This window comes from Serratia sp. root2, assembly GCF_031931805.1.
Classification (GTDB): Bacteria; Pseudomonadota; Gammaproteobacteria; order Enterobacterales; family Enterobacteriaceae; genus Serratia; species Serratia inhibens.
Genome location: NZ_JAUJXB010000001.1, coordinates 239,597 through 255,003 on the forward strand (window position 1 = coordinate 239,597; position 15,407 = coordinate 255,003).

Genomic DNA, 15,407 nt, shown 5'->3' on the forward strand with positions numbered 1-15,407 from the left:
TGTAATGTTTTGTGGAAGTTCGCGCGTATTTACATTTTGAATCATTTATTAATTACAATGAAACACTATCAGATGCTTGGTATCATTTTCTTTCTGGATTAATATAATCCCTGTTACCAGAATGGTAATGCACAGTCGCGCTAATAATGCTCAGAAGGGCAGTGGCCATAGCTCGACATAATTAATGAGGATAATAACGATGAAACTTCGAGTACTCTCTCTGATAGTACCCGCGTTGCTGGTTGCAGGCACAGCAGGCGCGGCGGAAATCTACAACAAAGACGGCAATAAGCTGGATTTGTTCGGTAAAATCGATGGTCTTCACTATTTCTCCGACGACAAAAATTCCGATGGCGACCAGTCTTATATGCGCTTTGGTCTGCGTGGCGAAACCCAGATCAGCGATCAACTGACCGGCTATGGCGAGTGGGAATATCAGGCGAACCTTAACCGTGCGGAAAGTGAAGACAACAATAACTTTACCCGTGTCGGTTTCGCCGGTCTGAAATTTGGCGATTACGGTTCGCTGGATTACGGCCGTAACTACGGCGTGCTGTATGACATCGGCGCATGGACCGACGTTCTGCCGGAGTTCGGTGGTGACACTTACGGTGCGGACAACTTCATGTTCCAGCGCACCAACGGCGTACTGACTTACCGTAATACCGGTTTCTTCGGTTTGGTCGATGGCCTGAACTTTGCCCTGCAATATCAGGGTAAAAATGACAGCGCGACTGAATCCAACAATGGCCGTGACGTGCTGGCACAGAACGGCGACGGCTATGGTATGTCCGCGTCTTACGATCTGGGCTATGGCATCAGCGCGGCGGCCGCTTACTTCTCTTCCGATCGCACTAACGACCAAAATGGCGTGAACGGCAACTATACCGGTATTCTTGGCCGTGGCGATAAAGCTGAAGCCTACAGCGGCGGCCTGAAATATGACGCCAACAACGTTTACCTTGCGGCGATGTACACCCAGTCTTATAACGCCACTCGCTTCGGCAGCAGCGACAGCTCTGTTTACGGCTATGCCAACAAAGCACAGAACGTTGAAGTTGTTGCACAGTACCAGTTTGACTTCGGCCTGCGTCCGTCCGTGGCTTATCTGCAGTCAAGAGGCAAGGACATTGACCGCGGTTACGGCGATCAGGATCTTATGAAGTATGTTGACGTGGGGGCGACCTACTACTTCAACAAAAATATGTCCACCTACGTTGACTACAAAATCAACTTGCTGGATGACAACAACTTCACCAAAGCCGCCGGCATCAACACCGACGATGTCGTTGCAGTGGGCCTGGTTTACCAGTTCTAAGCAACAGACTGTGAATGTGAGCGCGCGGCCTTCGGGCCGCGTTTTTTTTGCCTGCGATTAGGCACAAAGGGTTATTTGCCCGGCACGGATTGCTATTTCAAAGCCGCCTTGTTTACCTAAGCTCTACCTGTATAAATAATTCAGGAGGCTATTATGAAGCTCAGCATAGATCGGGTTATTGAAACGGTCCTGTACGTGCGCGATATCGAACGCGCCGATGCCTTTTACCAACAGGTGTTACAGCTGCCGGCGATGGTGGCCAACGAGCGCTTTCGCGCTTACAACGTGGGCGAACAAAGCGTATTGCTGCTGTTTATCGAGGGCGATTCGCTTAAAGGGGCACGTTATCCGGAGGGGTATATCCCCCCGCACGACGGCAACGGGCCATTGCATATCGGGTTGGCAGTGGCGAAAGAACAGTTGCCGCATTGGGAGCGGCATCTTACGGCGCACAATATAGAGATAGAAGGGCGGATGACCTGGGAACATGGCGGGGAGAGTATTTATTTCCGCGATCCCGACGGCCACCTGTTGGAACTGGTGACGCCGGGGATCTGGGCCAATTACTGATCGGGCCAGGCCAGTGCCAACGCTTCAAGCATTCCACTCAGCAGCAGCAGCGTGTTTTGTGCCTGCTGCTCGATTTGTACTTTGACGATTGCCCCGTCGATCAGCATCCCCAGCATTGCCGCGTGCTGTTCACGCTCCGGGCCGGCGGGTAAATGACGTGCAATTTCCTCAGCCATCTGCCCCTTGTGCTGCCGTGCAATGTTCAGGCTCTCCGGCAGCATATCCGCCAGCTCTACCGCCGTATTGATAAAAGCGCAACCGCGGTAATGCGGATCGTTGAACCATTCCTCAAGACAGGGCACTAAAGCCGACAGCACATCCCCTCGGGTTGCAACATGCCGCGTCAGAGACTGGCTAAACCAGGCTAACCATTGCTCATGGCGGTAGGCCAGAAAGGCTGCAACCAGATCGTTTTTGCTGGGGAAGTGCCGATAAAACGTCACCTTTGTCACGCCAGACTCGTTGATGATGCGATCAATGCCGGTGGCGCGCACCCCTTCACGGTAAAACAGATCGTGCGCCTTCAGCAGGATGCGCTGGCGAGCAGGCAGAGCGTTGGCTGTAACAGACATCAGAACACCTCATAAAATATTTGCCGAATTGATTGTAGACAACTCTGTCTACATGCGCTAGCTTAATTGTGTAGACAGATCTGTCTACGTAACGTTAAACACAGAGGTGAGCAATGAGCATTAAACCCCCGTTACCACCATTTACCCGTGAATCAGCCATCGAGAAAGTCCGTTTGGCGGAGGATGCCTGGAACAGCCGTGATCCTGAACGTGTGTCGCAGGTTTATTCTGTAGATACCCATTGGCGTAATCGGGCGGAGTTCGTTGATGGCAGGGAGGCAGTCTGCGAGTTCTTGCAGCGCAAGTGGGCTAAAGAGCTGGAGTATCGGTTGATTAAGGAACTGTGGGCGTTCGACGGCGCGCGTATCGCAGTGCGGTTTGCCTATGAATGGCGTGATGATTCCGGCAACTGGTACCGCAGCTTTGGCAACGAGAACTGGGAGTTTAACCCGGATGGCCAGATGATAAATCGGCATGCCTGCATCAACGATATGCCGATCCGTGAACAAGATCGCCGATTCCATTGGCCGCTTGGTCGCCGGCCGGATGATATCCCGGCCCTGAGTGATTTTGGCTTCTGAACGCGGTTACTGATAATAGGCCGCAGCTCCATATGACGATTGGGAATAAGGGGGGTATTTCAGTCTGGAGAGTAAAAATTAATTATGCTTTAGGCGGGTTTATTTTAGGCGTAATAAACCCTGCCTTAATAAATAAGACATGTGAATTAAAATGATTGTGTCGAACGAGGAAATAACGGTGGGGCGCGTGTTTGGTAAAATGGGAAAGTGGCCAGAGTAATAACGAGGTAAATAGCTGAAATAATACGGGGCGCACATTGAACAGACAGGGGCGGCGCCGCAGGTATCGGAGCCATCAGCGGCGGGTTGTGGTGCAACAGGCTGCAATAGCCGCAGAGATCAAAACAGGCGCCAGAGGCCATATCCGCCATGTCGTGGCCCGCAGGCGGGCTCTCTTCAGGCATATGGCTCATCATCGCCATATGTTCGTCATGCTCGCCGCCCATCGGCATGTTCATGATCATCTCTTTGTTATTACTATTATTTTTTGAGATATGCGAGGAGATTGACGGTGCGATGAAAATCATCAACATAGCGAACAAGCCCAGCCAGGCTAGTGCGCGCATATGTTGAGTGGACAATTTCACCAGGAATGTATTCCAGAGCCAGAGGGTAAATGAATGATGATGACGGTAATTGTGCCTGCATTGTAACATTAATGAGAATTAAGCTAAACAGCGAAGAAATCTGTTTGTTAAATGAAAATAATTCGGGTAGATTTCGAATTATTCCATTTAAGCACGGATAACCCTTATGTCTGAACGCACCTCTGCGTTGCCTACTGCTGCGCAGAATATTAATCAGCAGGTAACTACCCGCAGTTGGTTTATTCCGTTGATGATGCGGATTCATTTCTATATTGGTCTTTTTGTAGGGCCATTTTTACTTATTGCCGCATTAAGCGGAATATTTTACGCATTGACGCCGCAAATTGAATCCCGCCTGTATGCCCAGCAGTTGTTTAACGACAGCACCGGGCCGACACTGCCGTTAGAAAGGCAGATAACCGCCGCCCAGGCGCTAGCACCGCGACAGGCTTCGCTTTCGGCAGTAAGGCCGTCACCTGGCGAAGGCGAAAATACTCGTGTGTTGTTTAACGTTGCGGGATTACAGGCCTCGGAACGGCTGGCGGTGTTTGTTGATCCGGTTACGGCGCAAACGCATGGCGCGATGACGGTTTATGGCACCAGTGGCATATTACCGCTGCGCACCTGGTTGGATCAATTTCATCGCAGTTTGTTGCTGGGGGATTTTGGCCGCAATTATAGTGAACTGGCCGCTTCCTGGCTGTGGATTGCTGCTCTGGGCGGTTTGATCCTCTGGGGCGCGCGCAAGCGCAAGAACAAGGAAACGCGGTATAGGCGCAAAGGTTTACGTTGGTTACATGAGAAAAGCGGCCTGTTGCTGCTCATCGGCCTGTTGTTCTTTTCCGCCACCGGGCTGACCTGGTCACAGTGGGCCGGTGAGAATATCGGCGTGCTGCGTCAGCAACTGGGTTGGGCGACACCTTCGTTGTCTATGGCACTTGGCGGGCAGAGTGAGCAGCCTGCTGACGAGCATGCCGAACACCGTGGCCACATGATGCACATGCCAATGGCTGAGCCGCCTCAGGACCGTGCCATGTATGACAAAGCGCTGGCAGTCGCGCGTGGGGCAGGCATTGATGCTGCCAGGGTTGAAATCAAGCAACCGGCCTCCGCAGGCCAAGCCTGGGCGGTGATGGAGATCGATCGCAGCTGGCCGACGCAGGTTGACGCCGTGGCAATCGATCCCGCGACGATGGCAATCGTTGATCTGGTCAGATTCGAACAATACCCGCTGGCGGCAAAGTTGACGCGTTGGGGCATCGATCTGCATATGGGTATCTTGTTCGGTCTGGCAAATGAGCTGGTGTTGGTGGCTTTCGCCGCCGGGCTGGTGGCGATGGTATTGATGGGGTATTTGATGTGGTGGCGCGGCCGGCCCACACGGGCAGCGCGTAAACTGCTGCGCTCACCCTTTATGCTGCTGCGCAGAACGCCCAAAGGACCGCTGTTGCTGATTGTCGGCCTCACGCTGCTACTGGGGGCCTGTTTACCGGTAATGGGCGTTAGTCTGTTGGCCTTTTTGCTGTGCGATCTGCTGTGGTTTGTGATGGTACGGCGGAGTGAACCGCACCTATCGACAAAGTGAAATTTGTAGAAAAGCCTTTCCTCTTCTACACTTAGAGAACAACAAATGTACGACAAGAGGACAAACCATGACTAATAAGCTGGTTTTAGCCGTTTGCACCGCAGCGACATTTTCCATTCTTGCCGGCTGTACCGCTTATGACAGGGCCGCCAGTTATGTGAAGGAACCTGTGGTAAGCGATGTAAAGGTAGGGATGACTAAACAGCAGGTACGGGCAATTGCCGGCCCACCGTCAACCTCTGCAACGCTGGTTAATGCGCAGGGGACTTGCGACACTTATGCGGTAGCGCCGCGCGACGGTAAAGTGCAAACTTATTTTGTCAGTTACAGCGACACCGGTCATGTGATGAACAAGGGATATCAAACCTGTTCAGACTACGACTCTCAGCCTAAATAAGCCTTACTGCGCTGAACAATAAAACCTCGCTTTGGCGGGGTTTTTCATTTTTTAACCGCCAGCCGCATGAAGTTTAAGCAAATGCGCTTTTTACTGCATTTTTTTGCATGAAACAGTAGACATTTCATAACGGTATCGCTAATATCTGCGCCCATTGGAAGGATGGCCGAGTGGTTTAAGGCAACGGTCTTGAAAACCGTCGAGTGTAACAGCTCCCAGAGTTCGAATCTCTGTCCTTCCGCCAAATTAAGCCGGCTTAGCTCAGTTGGTAGAGCAACTGACTTGTAATCAGTAGGTCACCAGTTCGATTCCGGTAGCCGGCACCATAAAAGAGGCCCCAGCAGAAATGCTGGGGCTTTTTCTTTTATCTGAATATTCATTAAGTGGCGTGGTTCGGGAACTGTGGCCTACAGGCGCTATCAAATCTCGTTTACCAGCCACTGCTCAGACTCTTCAAACATCTCTTCCAGCATACGGTTCAGTTTCTCGCGATCGCTTTTGCTGGCGTCCGAATTCAGACCGTTGGCTTGCATCGGTTTTACACGCACCTCGGCATCCGGGAATAAGTCGTGGACTCTTTTCTCAAGCTCTGTCCGAATAATTTCGGCTGCGTTAGGCAGCCCGGCAACATTGCGCTTGTCAAACACTAATTCTACAAACATGGCTTACCTGACTTACTGATTTAATATACAGCATTTTGACTCGGTGTTTGGGTGTTGGCAAGAGGGGGCTAGGATTTTATACAGTATAGCAGGCGGGTAGTGCAGACATAAAAAAACCAACCACAAATGGGTTGGTTTTTCTAGGGATTTTTGGTCGGCATGAGAGGATTCGAACCTCCGACCCCCGACACCCCATGACGGTGCGCTACCAAGCTGCGCTACATGCCGACGCTATGGGAAATTATACTACCCTTAACCAAAATCAATGCAAGAGCGGCAGCGCCTGATTGCTTGTATTTTAAGCAGTTAGTTGGCAATGAAGCGTTTAACGTCAGTCAGCACCTGCAACAGCAGGGTAAGCTGCGGTTTCTCGTCTTTTATTTCTTTGTCGTTTTTGTCGTACGCCCGATAAGTGCCATTGCCGTCCAGCACCATGGTTTGTGTTGGCGTAGTGATGATCAACAGGTTGTTATCACCGGTGGCGATCCAGTTATTCCTGCGCTGCGCGGTAAACAGGTCTTCACCTTGCGAGTAGTCATTAGGAGCCGTTTTAACGTGCAGTAAACGCTGCATCAGCGTGCGCATCACATCGTTATGGCCGGTCAGCTTATTGATCGCCTGGGCCGGCGTACCCGGCCAGTGGATAACCAGCGGCACCTGCAACTGTTGTTGGTTGTAACTGCTGCCCGCGCCCCAGTAGCCTTTACCGGTATCATTAAATTCAACACCGTGCTCTGCGGTAATCACCACCACTGTCTTATCCAGAACGCCACGCGCTTTCAGCGTGTCGAGCACTTCGGCAATCTGCGTATCCACTTCCTGTGCGCCGGCGCGGTAACGTTGAATAAAGTCGGCAGGGGCCGGCGTTTTTTCATTGGCCGCAGGTTCAGCGCCACGGAAATTGATATAGGAGAACCACGGAGCCTTGTTGTTCTGATCGTTCAGCCAACGCTGCCATTGCTGTGTGGTTACCGCATCGTTTTGCCTGGCTGGTGCCGGCAGCGAGAAGTCGGTCAAGAGCGCCTGACGGTACAGGCTGGCATTAAAGCCGTCTGACGAGAACAGGCCAAATTGATAACCTTGGGCGCTGAGCGCGTTCACCAGGGCTGAAGGTTTGCGCGCGGCGAGAATGCTGTCCAGATAGGTCGGTGAAATACCGTAAAACAGGCCAAACAAGCCGGTATCCGCATGATTGCCCGAACTGTAGTGATCGCTGAAGCGAACGTTTTCCTGCGCGAAGCGGGCGAGGGCAGGCATATCCTTTGTCATATCCTGGGCGCGAACGCCATCCACGACAATCATCAGCAGGTTATAACCGCTGCCTTTGTCGCTGTAGCTGAGATCGTTGAGCGGGTATTCCACCGCTACGGCCTCCGGATTGCCCTGTTGCACCAGACGGCGCTCGTACTCTTGCGGATCGAGCAGGCCGTGTTTCTCAAGGAATTTACGCGCTGTCATCGGGTAGGAAAGCGGCAGGTTGGCTCGCTGCATGGTGATCGGGCGATAGAAATTGGCATCGGCCCAGATATAAATCAGGTGCGAGGCAAAAAAGGTGCTGATAAAAAGCACGGCCAGCGGCTTGCCAAAATGTTGGCGGTTCAGACTGCGAAGTTTTTGCCAGCTCCAGGTGCCGAACAGCATCTCAACCAGGAAGATGACCGGCACGCAGATGAACATAAGCTGCCAGTCGCGCGCCAGCTCGCTTTGATCCGGATTAACCACCAGCTCCCACACCACCGGGTTAAGATGAAGGTGGAAATGCGTGAACACTTCGCTGTCTACCAGCAACAGTGTTAGCCCTGTAGTGGCCAGCGCGGCAGAAATAAACCGCAGCAGCCGCTGCGACATCACCACAAAGGTGAGCGGGAATATCACCAGCAGGTAGCCGGCGAAAACGATAAAGCTGAAATGCCCCAGCAAGCTGACCAGGGCATAAACCCGGCCCAACAGGGAGGAGGGCCAGTCGGTGACAAACAGGTAGCGGCTACCCAGCCCGAGGGCGAGCAGAATATTGAATAAGGCGAACCAGTGCCCCCAGCTAATCATCTGGGAGACTTTTTCACGATAACGCTGACGGTTTGTCACCATAAGTAATTATTAATGCGCTTTGTCTTCACGAATAGAAGCTTGCAGAGCTTCTGCAAACGATCTCGCCAACGTCTTCCGCTGCGCGGGAGCAACGCTGGTGTTGATCAGATTAGTTACCATGTTGCCCAGCACCATCAGAGAAAGATCGGTGGGAGTATGGTGTTTTTCCAAAACATTGACCAGCTCAGAGAGCAGTTGTTCAACGTGTTCGTCACTGTAACGGGATGATTGTGGCATAAAAATTGCGCTCAAAGCCTGACAAAGTCCCATATCTTACCGTATAGAGCCGTGATTTTCCGCTCTTTTATAGCGTGGTAGGCGTTAAGGTAACGATCGTTTGCCGATCCTGCTTTACAGTTGCAGGGCGAAGCCTTCAGTGCTTGAATACGCGCTCAAAGAACAGGAGGATTTATCATGAGTCTGGATATCGACCAGATCGCTCTGCACCAGTTGGTAAAACGCGATGAACAAACGCTGGACGTGGTGCTGCGCGACTCTCTGCTTCCCACCAATGCGGCGGTGGAAGAGATGATGGAGGAGCTGCATCGTGTCTACAGTGCCAAGAGCAAGGCTTATGGCCTGTTCAATGAAGGCAGTGAGCTGGCGGATGCGCTGCGCACCTGCCGTAAGGACGATAAGGACTTTCTGGCCTTCAGCCGTGCGGCGACAGGCCGTCTGCGTGATGAACTGGGCAAGTACCCGTTTGCCGAAGGCGGCGTGGTGCTTTTTGGCCAGTATCGCTACCTATCGACAGAGTATTTGCTGATCGCGGTGCTCAACAGCCGCAACAGTTCGCGCGTTAACGAAGAGCTGGATATCAACACCACTCATTATCTGGACATCAACCACGCCGATATCGTGGCGCGCATCGATCTGACCGAGTGGGAAACCAACCCGGAGTCCACTCGTTACCTGACCTTCCTGAAAGGCCGGGTGGGCCGCAAGGTGTCCGATTTCTTTATGGATTTCCTGGCGGCGGCCGAAGGGCTGGACACCAAAGCGCAGAACCGGGGGTTGCTGCAGGCGGTTGACGACTATTGCGCCGACGCTCAGTTGGATAAAAATGAGCGCCAGTCGGTGCGCCAGCAGGTTTACAGCTATTGCAACGAACAGCTGCAGGCCGGCGAGGAAATCGAGCTGCAGGAGTTGTCGAAAGAGATCGCGCCGGTGGGCGAGAAAGATTTCCTGCAATTTTCCAGCGAACAGGGCTATCAACTGGAAGACAGCTTCCCGGCCGATCGTGGGACTTTGCGCCAGTTGACCAAGTTCGCCGGCAGCGGCGGCGGTATTAGCATGAACTTTGACGCCATGCTGCTGGGTGAGCGAGTGTTTTGGGATGCGGCAACGGATACGTTGACCATTAAAGGTACGCCGCCGAATTTGCGCGACCAGTTGCAACGCCGTTTGAACGGTGGCAACAAGTAATCGCGCCGAATGGCGGACAATAAAAAACGCCGCAATTGCGGCGTTTTCTACTTCGGCGTCCCGAAAGGTTCGAATTCGTTGCGATTAAACGCGACGGAAGTCGATGTGAGCCAGTTTCGGCTTGAACGGGTGACGCTGTACAGCCTGAACTTTAACTTTGGTTTCTTTACCGTCGATAACCAGAGTTACTGCTTCGCTGTAGAATTCTGGTTTAACTTCCATGTTCTTTACAGAATCATGGTCCAGTTCGATGGAAACTGGAGCTTCTTCGCCACCGTAAACGATAGCTGGGAATTTGTTGGCAACACGCAGGCGGCGGCTCGCACCCTTACCCTGGTCTTTACGTACTTCTACATTGATAGTGAACATTGTTTTTTCTCTTAAAAGAAAATTTACCCTGTTAAGGCGACCCAGTAACAGGTTCGATTTCCCCGTTGCCTTTCAAGCCGCAGCGTTGTTACCTGCACTAACTCACCCCAGTCACTTACCTAAGTAAGCTCCAGAGGATGAGTAAGCTGGGTGCCTAACCGCAACTTGAAATTCATAGGGTATAACCCACTTCAGCACCGGGCGAACCCAGCTAAAGCGGGCGGCATTTTAACGGAAAGCCGTCGACAGGGCAATGGAAACCTCCCGAATCTGTGCGATGCGGGCATCAATACAGCTCGTTGGCACGGCGGAAGCGGCCTTGATAATCGAACACTTTTTCTCGCACCTGCCAGAATTGCCCGCGTTTGCGCGCCACGACAAAATCCGGATGACGCAACAGTGCCTGCTGGGCCAGCACGTCGGCGGCGGTTTGCCAACTGAACGGCACCCCCGGCGCGCGTTGATGCGGTCGCAGGAACAGCATCTCGAAGGCTTTGCGCTGTGCCGGCGTTTGCAGGCGAAAACGTTCGCTGGTGCTGGTACCGTCTTCGTCGTAATAAGTGGCTTTCAGCCATTCGCCTTTTTCATCGCGCCCGTTTTGCAGCTCCATGCCGCCGCAGCGCAGAACCAGCGCGTCTTTCAGTTTCAGCGCCGCTTTCAGCATATCATCGGGATCGACCAGCACTTCCTGGCACTGGTGGCAGCGGCGTGCGGCAATGTCGTTTTCTGCACCGCAGTGTGGGCAACTCTTGAAACGAAAGCGGTAGTCGCACTGTTCACGATGGCCGTCATCGTCTTCCAGCCAGCCCTGGCAGCGGCGGCCGTAGTGCTCGATGATGTCGCCGTTTTCGGTGCATTTTCCCCAGAACAGGTTGGCGAAGCCGCAGCCGGGGCAAAATACCTGTACCGGCTGGCTGTCGCTGTGCGGTTTGCTGACGCCCACCTCCGGCGTAAACAGGTCATGCGGATTGCCGGCGTAATCGAGGATCAGGCAATCCTCTTTGCCGGGAGCCAGCCGCAGCCCACGGCCGACGATTTGCTGATAAAGGCTGACGGATTCGGTGGGGCGCAGAATGGCGATCAGATCGACATGCGGCGCGTCAAAGCCGGTGGTCAGCACCGCCACGTTGACCAGATAGCGCAGCCGCTGTTGTTTGAACGCCTCAATCAACGCATCCCGCTCGGCGGCCGGCGTTTCGGCGCTGACCAGTGCGGCCTCACCGGCCGGCAGCAGGCCGTGGATCTCACGAGCATGCTCAACGGTGGAGGCGAAAATCATCACCCCTTTGCGCGTTTCGGCATATTCGACGATCTGGCTGATGATATGCGGCGTGATGCGATTTTGCTGTTTCAGCTCGCGGTTGAGATCTACCTCACTGAACAGGCCGTTGCTTCGGGCCTCCAGGCGGCTGAAATCGTACTGCACAATCGGCATGTCGAGCCGTTCCGGCGGCACCAGAAAGCCGTTCTTGATCATGTAGCGCAGCGGCAGTTCATAAATGCAGTCGCGAAACAGGCTGCCGGCATCGCCGCGGGTAAAGCCGTGGTAGTGATACTGATAAATCCAGCCCTTGCCCAGCCGATAAGGCGTGGCGGTCAGTCCCAACAACCGTAGCTGCGGGTTGGATTTTTGCAGGTGCTGAATAATTTGCTGATACTGGCTGTCATCGTCGTCGCTGATGCGGTGGCACTCGTCGATAATCAGCAGGGAAAATGCGCCGTCGAACAGCGGCAGATTACGCGCCACGGACTGTACGCTGCCGAACACCACTTTGCCGGCGCTGTCTTTTTGCTGCAGCCCGGCGGCGAAGATATCCGCCTCCAGCCCATAGGCGCAGTATTTGGCGTGGTTTTGCGCTACCAGCTCCTTCACGTGGGCCAGCACCAATACCCGGCCGCGCGCACGCTTCGCCAGTTCGGCGATCACCAGGCTTTTGCCTGCTCCGGTCGGCAGCACAATCACTGCCGGTTGCGAATGCTGGCGGAAATGTTTGATGGTGGCTTCGACCGCTTCCACTTGGTAGGGGCGTAGAGTAAAGGCCATGAATTAACGCCGTTGGTTGAAATGGGCCGCCGGGAACAGGTTTTGCAACCTTTGATCCCACAGAAACAGTGACATTTTACTCCTCTGGCGGCTAAAAAATTTCTATTATTATGCCTTCTGAGCGCATGCGGTGCGAGAAGCGTGGAAATTACCTCTGTCAGGGGGCCGTTTCCGCCGCTATACTCCTGTGACAGTAATCGCTGTTTCCCCCTCTCCGAACCTGCCCTGTTGCACCTGGTGCAACGGCGGGCGTCATATTTTAGCAATACGATCAATGCGATCATAACAACGACAGGCAAAGCAGATTCAATGCGACTGGACAAGTTTTTATCTCAGCAGTTAGGTGTTAGCCGCGCGCTGGTAGCGCGTGAACTTCGGGCAAAGCGCGTCACCGTGGACGGTGAAGTGGTGAAGAGCGGGGCTGTCAAACTGACCCCGGAGCAGGAGGTGGCGTTTGACGGCAACCCGCTGCAACAGCTGAGCGGCCCACGTTATTTTATGCTCAACAAACCTCAGGGTTACGTTTGCTCTACGGACGATCCCGATCACCCGACGGTGCTGTATTTCCTCGATGAGCCGGTCGCTTATAAACTGCATGCCGCCGGTCGGTTGGATATCGACACCACTGGCCTGGTACTGATGACTGACGACGGGCAGTGGTCGCACCGCGTTACCTCACCGAAACATCATTGTGAGAAAACCTATCTGGTCACGCTGGAGCATCCGTTGGCGGAAGATACGGCGCAGCAGTTTGCCGAAGGCGTGCAGTTGCATAATGAGAAAGATCTGACCCGTCCGGCGCAGCTGGAAAAAATTGAAGACACTCTGGTGCGTCTGACCATCAGCGAAGGGCGTTACCATCAGGTGAAACGCATGTTCGCGGCGGTCGGCAACCGGGTTATTGAGCTGCACCGCGAGCGGATTGGCGCCATCGTGATGGATGAAGATTTGGCTCCGGGCGAATATCGTCCGCTGACTGAAGAAGAAATCGCCAGCGTGGGCGCGCCACATTTGCAGGACTAATGGCTGCGGCTGATTAAGGAGTCGTTGAACGTGCAACAGAACCGGTCATCTCACCTCGGTTTGATTTTTATTCTGGGCCTGCTTTCCATGCTGATGCCACTGGCTATCGACATGTATCTGCCCAGTATGCCGGTGATAGCCAAGCAGTTCGGCGTCGAGTCGGGTAGCGTGCAGATGACGCTCAGCGCCTATATGCTCGGTTTTGCCCTGGGGCAGCTATTCTATGGGCCGATGTCGGACAGCATAGGGCGCAAACCGGTGATCCTCTGGGGGACGCTGATCTTCGCCATCGCCGGCGGCGCCTGCGCCATGGCGCAGTCGATCGAGCAATTGATCAACCTGCGTTTCCTGCACGGCCTGTCGGCTGCGGCGGCCAGCGTGGTGATTAATGCCCTGATGCGCGATATGTTCACCAAGGACGAGTTTTCGCGCATGATGTCGTTTGTCATCCTGGTGATGACCATCGCGCCCTTGCTGGCGCCGATGATCGGCGGTGCGCTGCTGCTGTGGTTCAGTTGGCATGCGATTTTCTGGACCATGGGCGCAGCGGCGCTGATCGGTTCGCTGCTGGTCGCGTTCTTTATTAAAGAGACGCTGCCGAAAGAGCGGCGGCAGAAATTCCATCTGCGCACTACCTTGGGCAATTTCGCTTCGCTGTTCCGCCACAAGCGCGTGCTGAGCTATATGTTGGCCAGCGCCTTCTCGTTTGCCGGCATGTTCTCGTTCCTCAGCGCCGGGCCGTTCGTTTACATCGAATTGAATAACGTTTCTCCGCAGCATTTTGGTTACTACTTTGCGTTGAATATCGTGTTTTTGTTCCTGACAACCCTGATCAACAGCCGCAACGTTCGCCGGCGAGGAGCGATCAACATGTTCCGCCTGGGGCTGCTGGTTCAGTTGGCGATGGGGCTGTGGCTGCTGGCGGTAAGCGCCATTGGCCTGGGGTTCTGGGCACTGGTACTCGGCGTGGCGGTTTATCTGGGCTGTATCGCCATGATTTCGTCCAACGCAATGGCAGTGATCCTGGATGATTTCCCGCATATGGCGGGTACGGCGTCCTCGCTGGCCGGTACGCTGCGCTTCAGCATCGGTGCTCTGGTGGGAGCGGTACTGTCGATGGCACCAGGCAAGAGCGCCTGGCCTATGGTCTCCTCCATGGCGCTGTGCAGCATCGTAGCGGTGCTGTTCTATTTGTATGCCAGCCGTCCACGCAATAACGTAGCCTGATCCTCCTGCGATTTTATCCTGCATAACAAAGGCCGGCTTAGCGCTGAGCCTTTGTTATGCCATTTTTCCGAACCTGTCGGCCATCCTTCTGACAACGTGAATTTTGTTGCTAAATATAAGTGCGCTAATTAAATAGGCGGCGAGCAGTCTGTGTGCTTTTTGTTAAAAAAAGCGCAGGGGATACTCAGGTAATTATAGGGCTTCACCGTATTATCTTTGCCTGAACAGGGTCCGTAATTTGTTTTATGATTATTTTAAATCAATGAGTTAATTTGTTTTTAGTCGTCGATTGTCGAAGTTAAATGTTTCTTCAATGTAAAATTATGAAGGGTAAAAAGTAACCGTATTGCAAGAAAAAAGAGTTGAGATCACAACGGGAAAGGGTTACATATAACGCAAAAATGCGAGCTGAGTCGCAAAATGGCGTGAAATGACATTGCGCGGAGCACCAAAACAGCACGACATCAGCAAGCGCAGGGGCTGGTTAACAGGTTGTCACATATTTTACATTTAAATAACATATGTGCGCAGCGGAGTCGGTTCTCAACGGCTATAACTTAGTTACCCTGTCAGGTAAAAACTGTTTCACTTTTCAAACTAGGGATTTCATGTGGATAGTATCCAACTTTCGGTAGTGCATCGCTTGCCGCAAAGTTATCGTTGGCTATCAGGTTTTACCGGCGTCAAGGTTGAACCGATTCCGCTTAGCGGGATAGACGAGGATAACAACCTGATTGGCCTGAAACTGCTCAGCCATGAAGGAGGGGACGCCTGGCAGGTGATGCAACAGCTCAAGCTGTCTTTGCAGGAGATTCAGGTCGATTGCGCCATCGTGGAGTGGGAAGGGGAAGCTTGCCTGTTTGTGCACCGCTGCGATGAAAGCGCCACCTTATGTCGGTTAAAAAACGTAGGTGCCGCCATCGCCGAGCCACTGAGCGCACAATACCCTTTCTGAGCCC

Annotated in this window: 16 protein-coding genes and 3 tRNA genes; 11 read left to right on the top strand and 8 right to left on the bottom strand. The window is 53.3% G+C overall.

Annotated elements, in window-relative coordinates:
- Positions 1-199: 199 nt before the first annotated feature.
- A complete protein-coding gene (locus QZQ97_RS01095) occupies positions 200-1,318 on the top strand; it encodes a porin OmpC (RefSeq protein ID WP_006317923.1) in 1,119 nt (372 codons plus the stop codon).
- A gap of 153 nt (positions 1,319-1,471) precedes the next feature.
- On the top strand, positions 1,472-1,888 hold the full coding sequence (locus QZQ97_RS01100) for a VOC family protein (RefSeq protein ID WP_311991869.1): 417 nt from the start codon (positions 1,472-1,474) through the stop codon (positions 1,886-1,888).
- Here QZQ97_RS01100 and QZQ97_RS01105 read toward each other — a convergent pair.
- On the bottom strand, positions 1,882-2,460 hold the full coding sequence (locus QZQ97_RS01105; RefSeq protein WP_311991870.1) for a TetR/AcrR family transcriptional regulator: 579 nt from the start codon (positions 2,458-2,460) through the stop codon (positions 1,882-1,884). The two genes, QZQ97_RS01100 and QZQ97_RS01105, sit on opposite strands and share 7 nt — an antisense overlap.
- A 113-nt stretch (positions 2,461-2,573) precedes the next feature.
- Between QZQ97_RS01105 and QZQ97_RS01110 the strand changes: the two genes are divergently transcribed.
- A complete protein-coding gene (locus QZQ97_RS01110) occupies positions 2,574-3,041 on the top strand; it encodes a nuclear transport factor 2 family protein (protein WP_311991871.1) in 468 nt (155 codons plus the stop codon).
- Between the two features lie 146 nt (positions 3,042-3,187).
- On the opposite strand, the gene QZQ97_RS01115 is transcribed toward QZQ97_RS01110, so the two are convergent.
- On the bottom strand, positions 3,188-3,628 hold the full coding sequence (locus tag QZQ97_RS01115) for a DUF2946 domain-containing protein (protein ID WP_311991872.1): 441 nt from the start codon (positions 3,626-3,628) through the stop codon (positions 3,188-3,190).
- Between the two features lie 166 nt (positions 3,629-3,794).
- Between QZQ97_RS01115 and QZQ97_RS01120 the strand changes: the two genes are divergently transcribed.
- The 4 genes from QZQ97_RS01120 to QZQ97_RS01135 all read left to right on the top strand — a co-directional run bounded on the left by QZQ97_RS01120 (position 3,795) and on the right by QZQ97_RS01135 (position 5,936).
- A complete protein-coding gene (locus tag QZQ97_RS01120; protein WP_311991873.1) occupies positions 3,795-5,213 on the top strand; it encodes a PepSY-associated TM helix domain-containing protein in 1,419 nt (472 codons plus the stop codon).
- Positions 5,214-5,280: 67 nt separating this feature from the next.
- Positions 5,281-5,610, top strand: a complete 330-nt coding sequence (gene osmE / locus QZQ97_RS01125) for an osmotically-inducible lipoprotein OsmE (RefSeq protein WP_006317915.1) — start codon at positions 5,281-5,283, stop codon at positions 5,608-5,610.
- A 156-nt stretch (positions 5,611-5,766) separates the two neighbouring features.
- A tRNA-Ser gene (locus QZQ97_RS01130) sits at positions 5,767-5,854 on the top strand.
- Positions 5,855-5,860: 6 nt separating this feature from the next.
- A tRNA-Thr gene (locus QZQ97_RS01135) sits at positions 5,861-5,936 on the top strand.
- A 93-nt stretch (positions 5,937-6,029) separates the two neighbouring features.
- Here the strand turns inward: QZQ97_RS01135 and QZQ97_RS01140 are convergent.
- The 4 genes from QZQ97_RS01140 to QZQ97_RS01155 form a co-directional block, all read right to left on the bottom strand.
- Positions 6,030-6,272 carry a DinI family protein gene (locus QZQ97_RS01140; RefSeq protein WP_006326765.1) on the bottom strand — a complete coding sequence of 81 codons (243 nt, stop codon included), beginning with the start codon at positions 6,270-6,272 and terminating at the stop codon, positions 6,030-6,032.
- 151 nt (positions 6,273-6,423) lie between these two features.
- Positions 6,424-6,500 (bottom strand) — tRNA-Pro (locus tag QZQ97_RS01145).
- A gap of 78 nt (positions 6,501-6,578) precedes the next feature.
- Positions 6,579-8,360: an LPS biosynthesis-modulating metalloenzyme YejM gene (gene yejM / locus QZQ97_RS01150; RefSeq protein WP_311991874.1), complete on the bottom strand. Its 1,782-nt coding sequence runs from the start codon at positions 8,358-8,360 to the stop codon at positions 6,579-6,581.
- A 9-nt stretch (positions 8,361-8,369) separates the two neighbouring features.
- Entirely contained in the window at positions 8,370-8,597 is a 228-nt protein-coding gene (locus tag QZQ97_RS01155; RefSeq protein WP_006317912.1) for a YejL family protein, read from the bottom strand.
- A gap of 177 nt (positions 8,598-8,774) precedes the next feature.
- Between QZQ97_RS01155 and yejK the strand changes: the two genes are divergently transcribed.
- Positions 8,775-9,785, top strand: coding sequence for a nucleoid-associated protein YejK (gene yejK / locus QZQ97_RS01160; RefSeq protein WP_004947114.1), 1,011 nt, complete (start codon positions 8,775-8,777; stop codon positions 9,783-9,785).
- Positions 9,786-9,869: 84 nt separating this feature from the next.
- On the opposite strand, the gene rplY is transcribed toward yejK, so the two are convergent.
- Both rplY and QZQ97_RS01170 read right to left on the bottom strand, forming a co-directional pair.
- On the bottom strand, positions 9,870-10,154 hold the full coding sequence (rplY, locus tag QZQ97_RS01165) for a 50S ribosomal protein L25 (protein WP_006317910.1): 285 nt from the start codon (positions 10,152-10,154) through the stop codon (positions 9,870-9,872).
- A gap of 286 nt (positions 10,155-10,440) precedes the next feature.
- Positions 10,441-12,198 (bottom strand): DEAD/DEAH box helicase, encoded by a 1,758-nt coding sequence (locus QZQ97_RS01170; protein ID WP_311991875.1) that lies wholly within the window; start codon positions 12,196-12,198, stop codon positions 10,441-10,443.
- A gap of 309 nt (positions 12,199-12,507) precedes the next feature.
- Between QZQ97_RS01170 and rsuA the strand changes: the two genes are divergently transcribed.
- The 3 genes from rsuA to QZQ97_RS01185 all read left to right on the top strand — a co-directional run bounded on the left by rsuA (position 12,508) and on the right by QZQ97_RS01185 (position 15,403).
- On the top strand, positions 12,508-13,221 hold the full coding sequence (gene rsuA, locus QZQ97_RS01175; protein ID WP_006317908.1) for a 16S rRNA pseudouridine(516) synthase RsuA: 714 nt from the start codon (positions 12,508-12,510) through the stop codon (positions 13,219-13,221).
- Positions 13,222-13,251: 30 nt separating this feature from the next.
- Complete coding sequence (locus tag QZQ97_RS01180; protein ID WP_311991876.1) at positions 13,252-14,448, top strand: Bcr/CflA family multidrug efflux MFS transporter; 1,197 nt, start codon at positions 13,252-13,254, stop codon at positions 14,446-14,448.
- A 610-nt stretch (positions 14,449-15,058) separates the two neighbouring features.
- The gene (locus QZQ97_RS01185) at positions 15,059-15,403 is read left to right on the top strand and encodes a YejG family protein (RefSeq protein ID WP_311991877.1); all 345 of its coding nucleotides are present in this window, start codon (positions 15,059-15,061) and stop codon (positions 15,401-15,403) included.
- Positions 15,404-15,407: the final 4 nt, after the last annotated feature.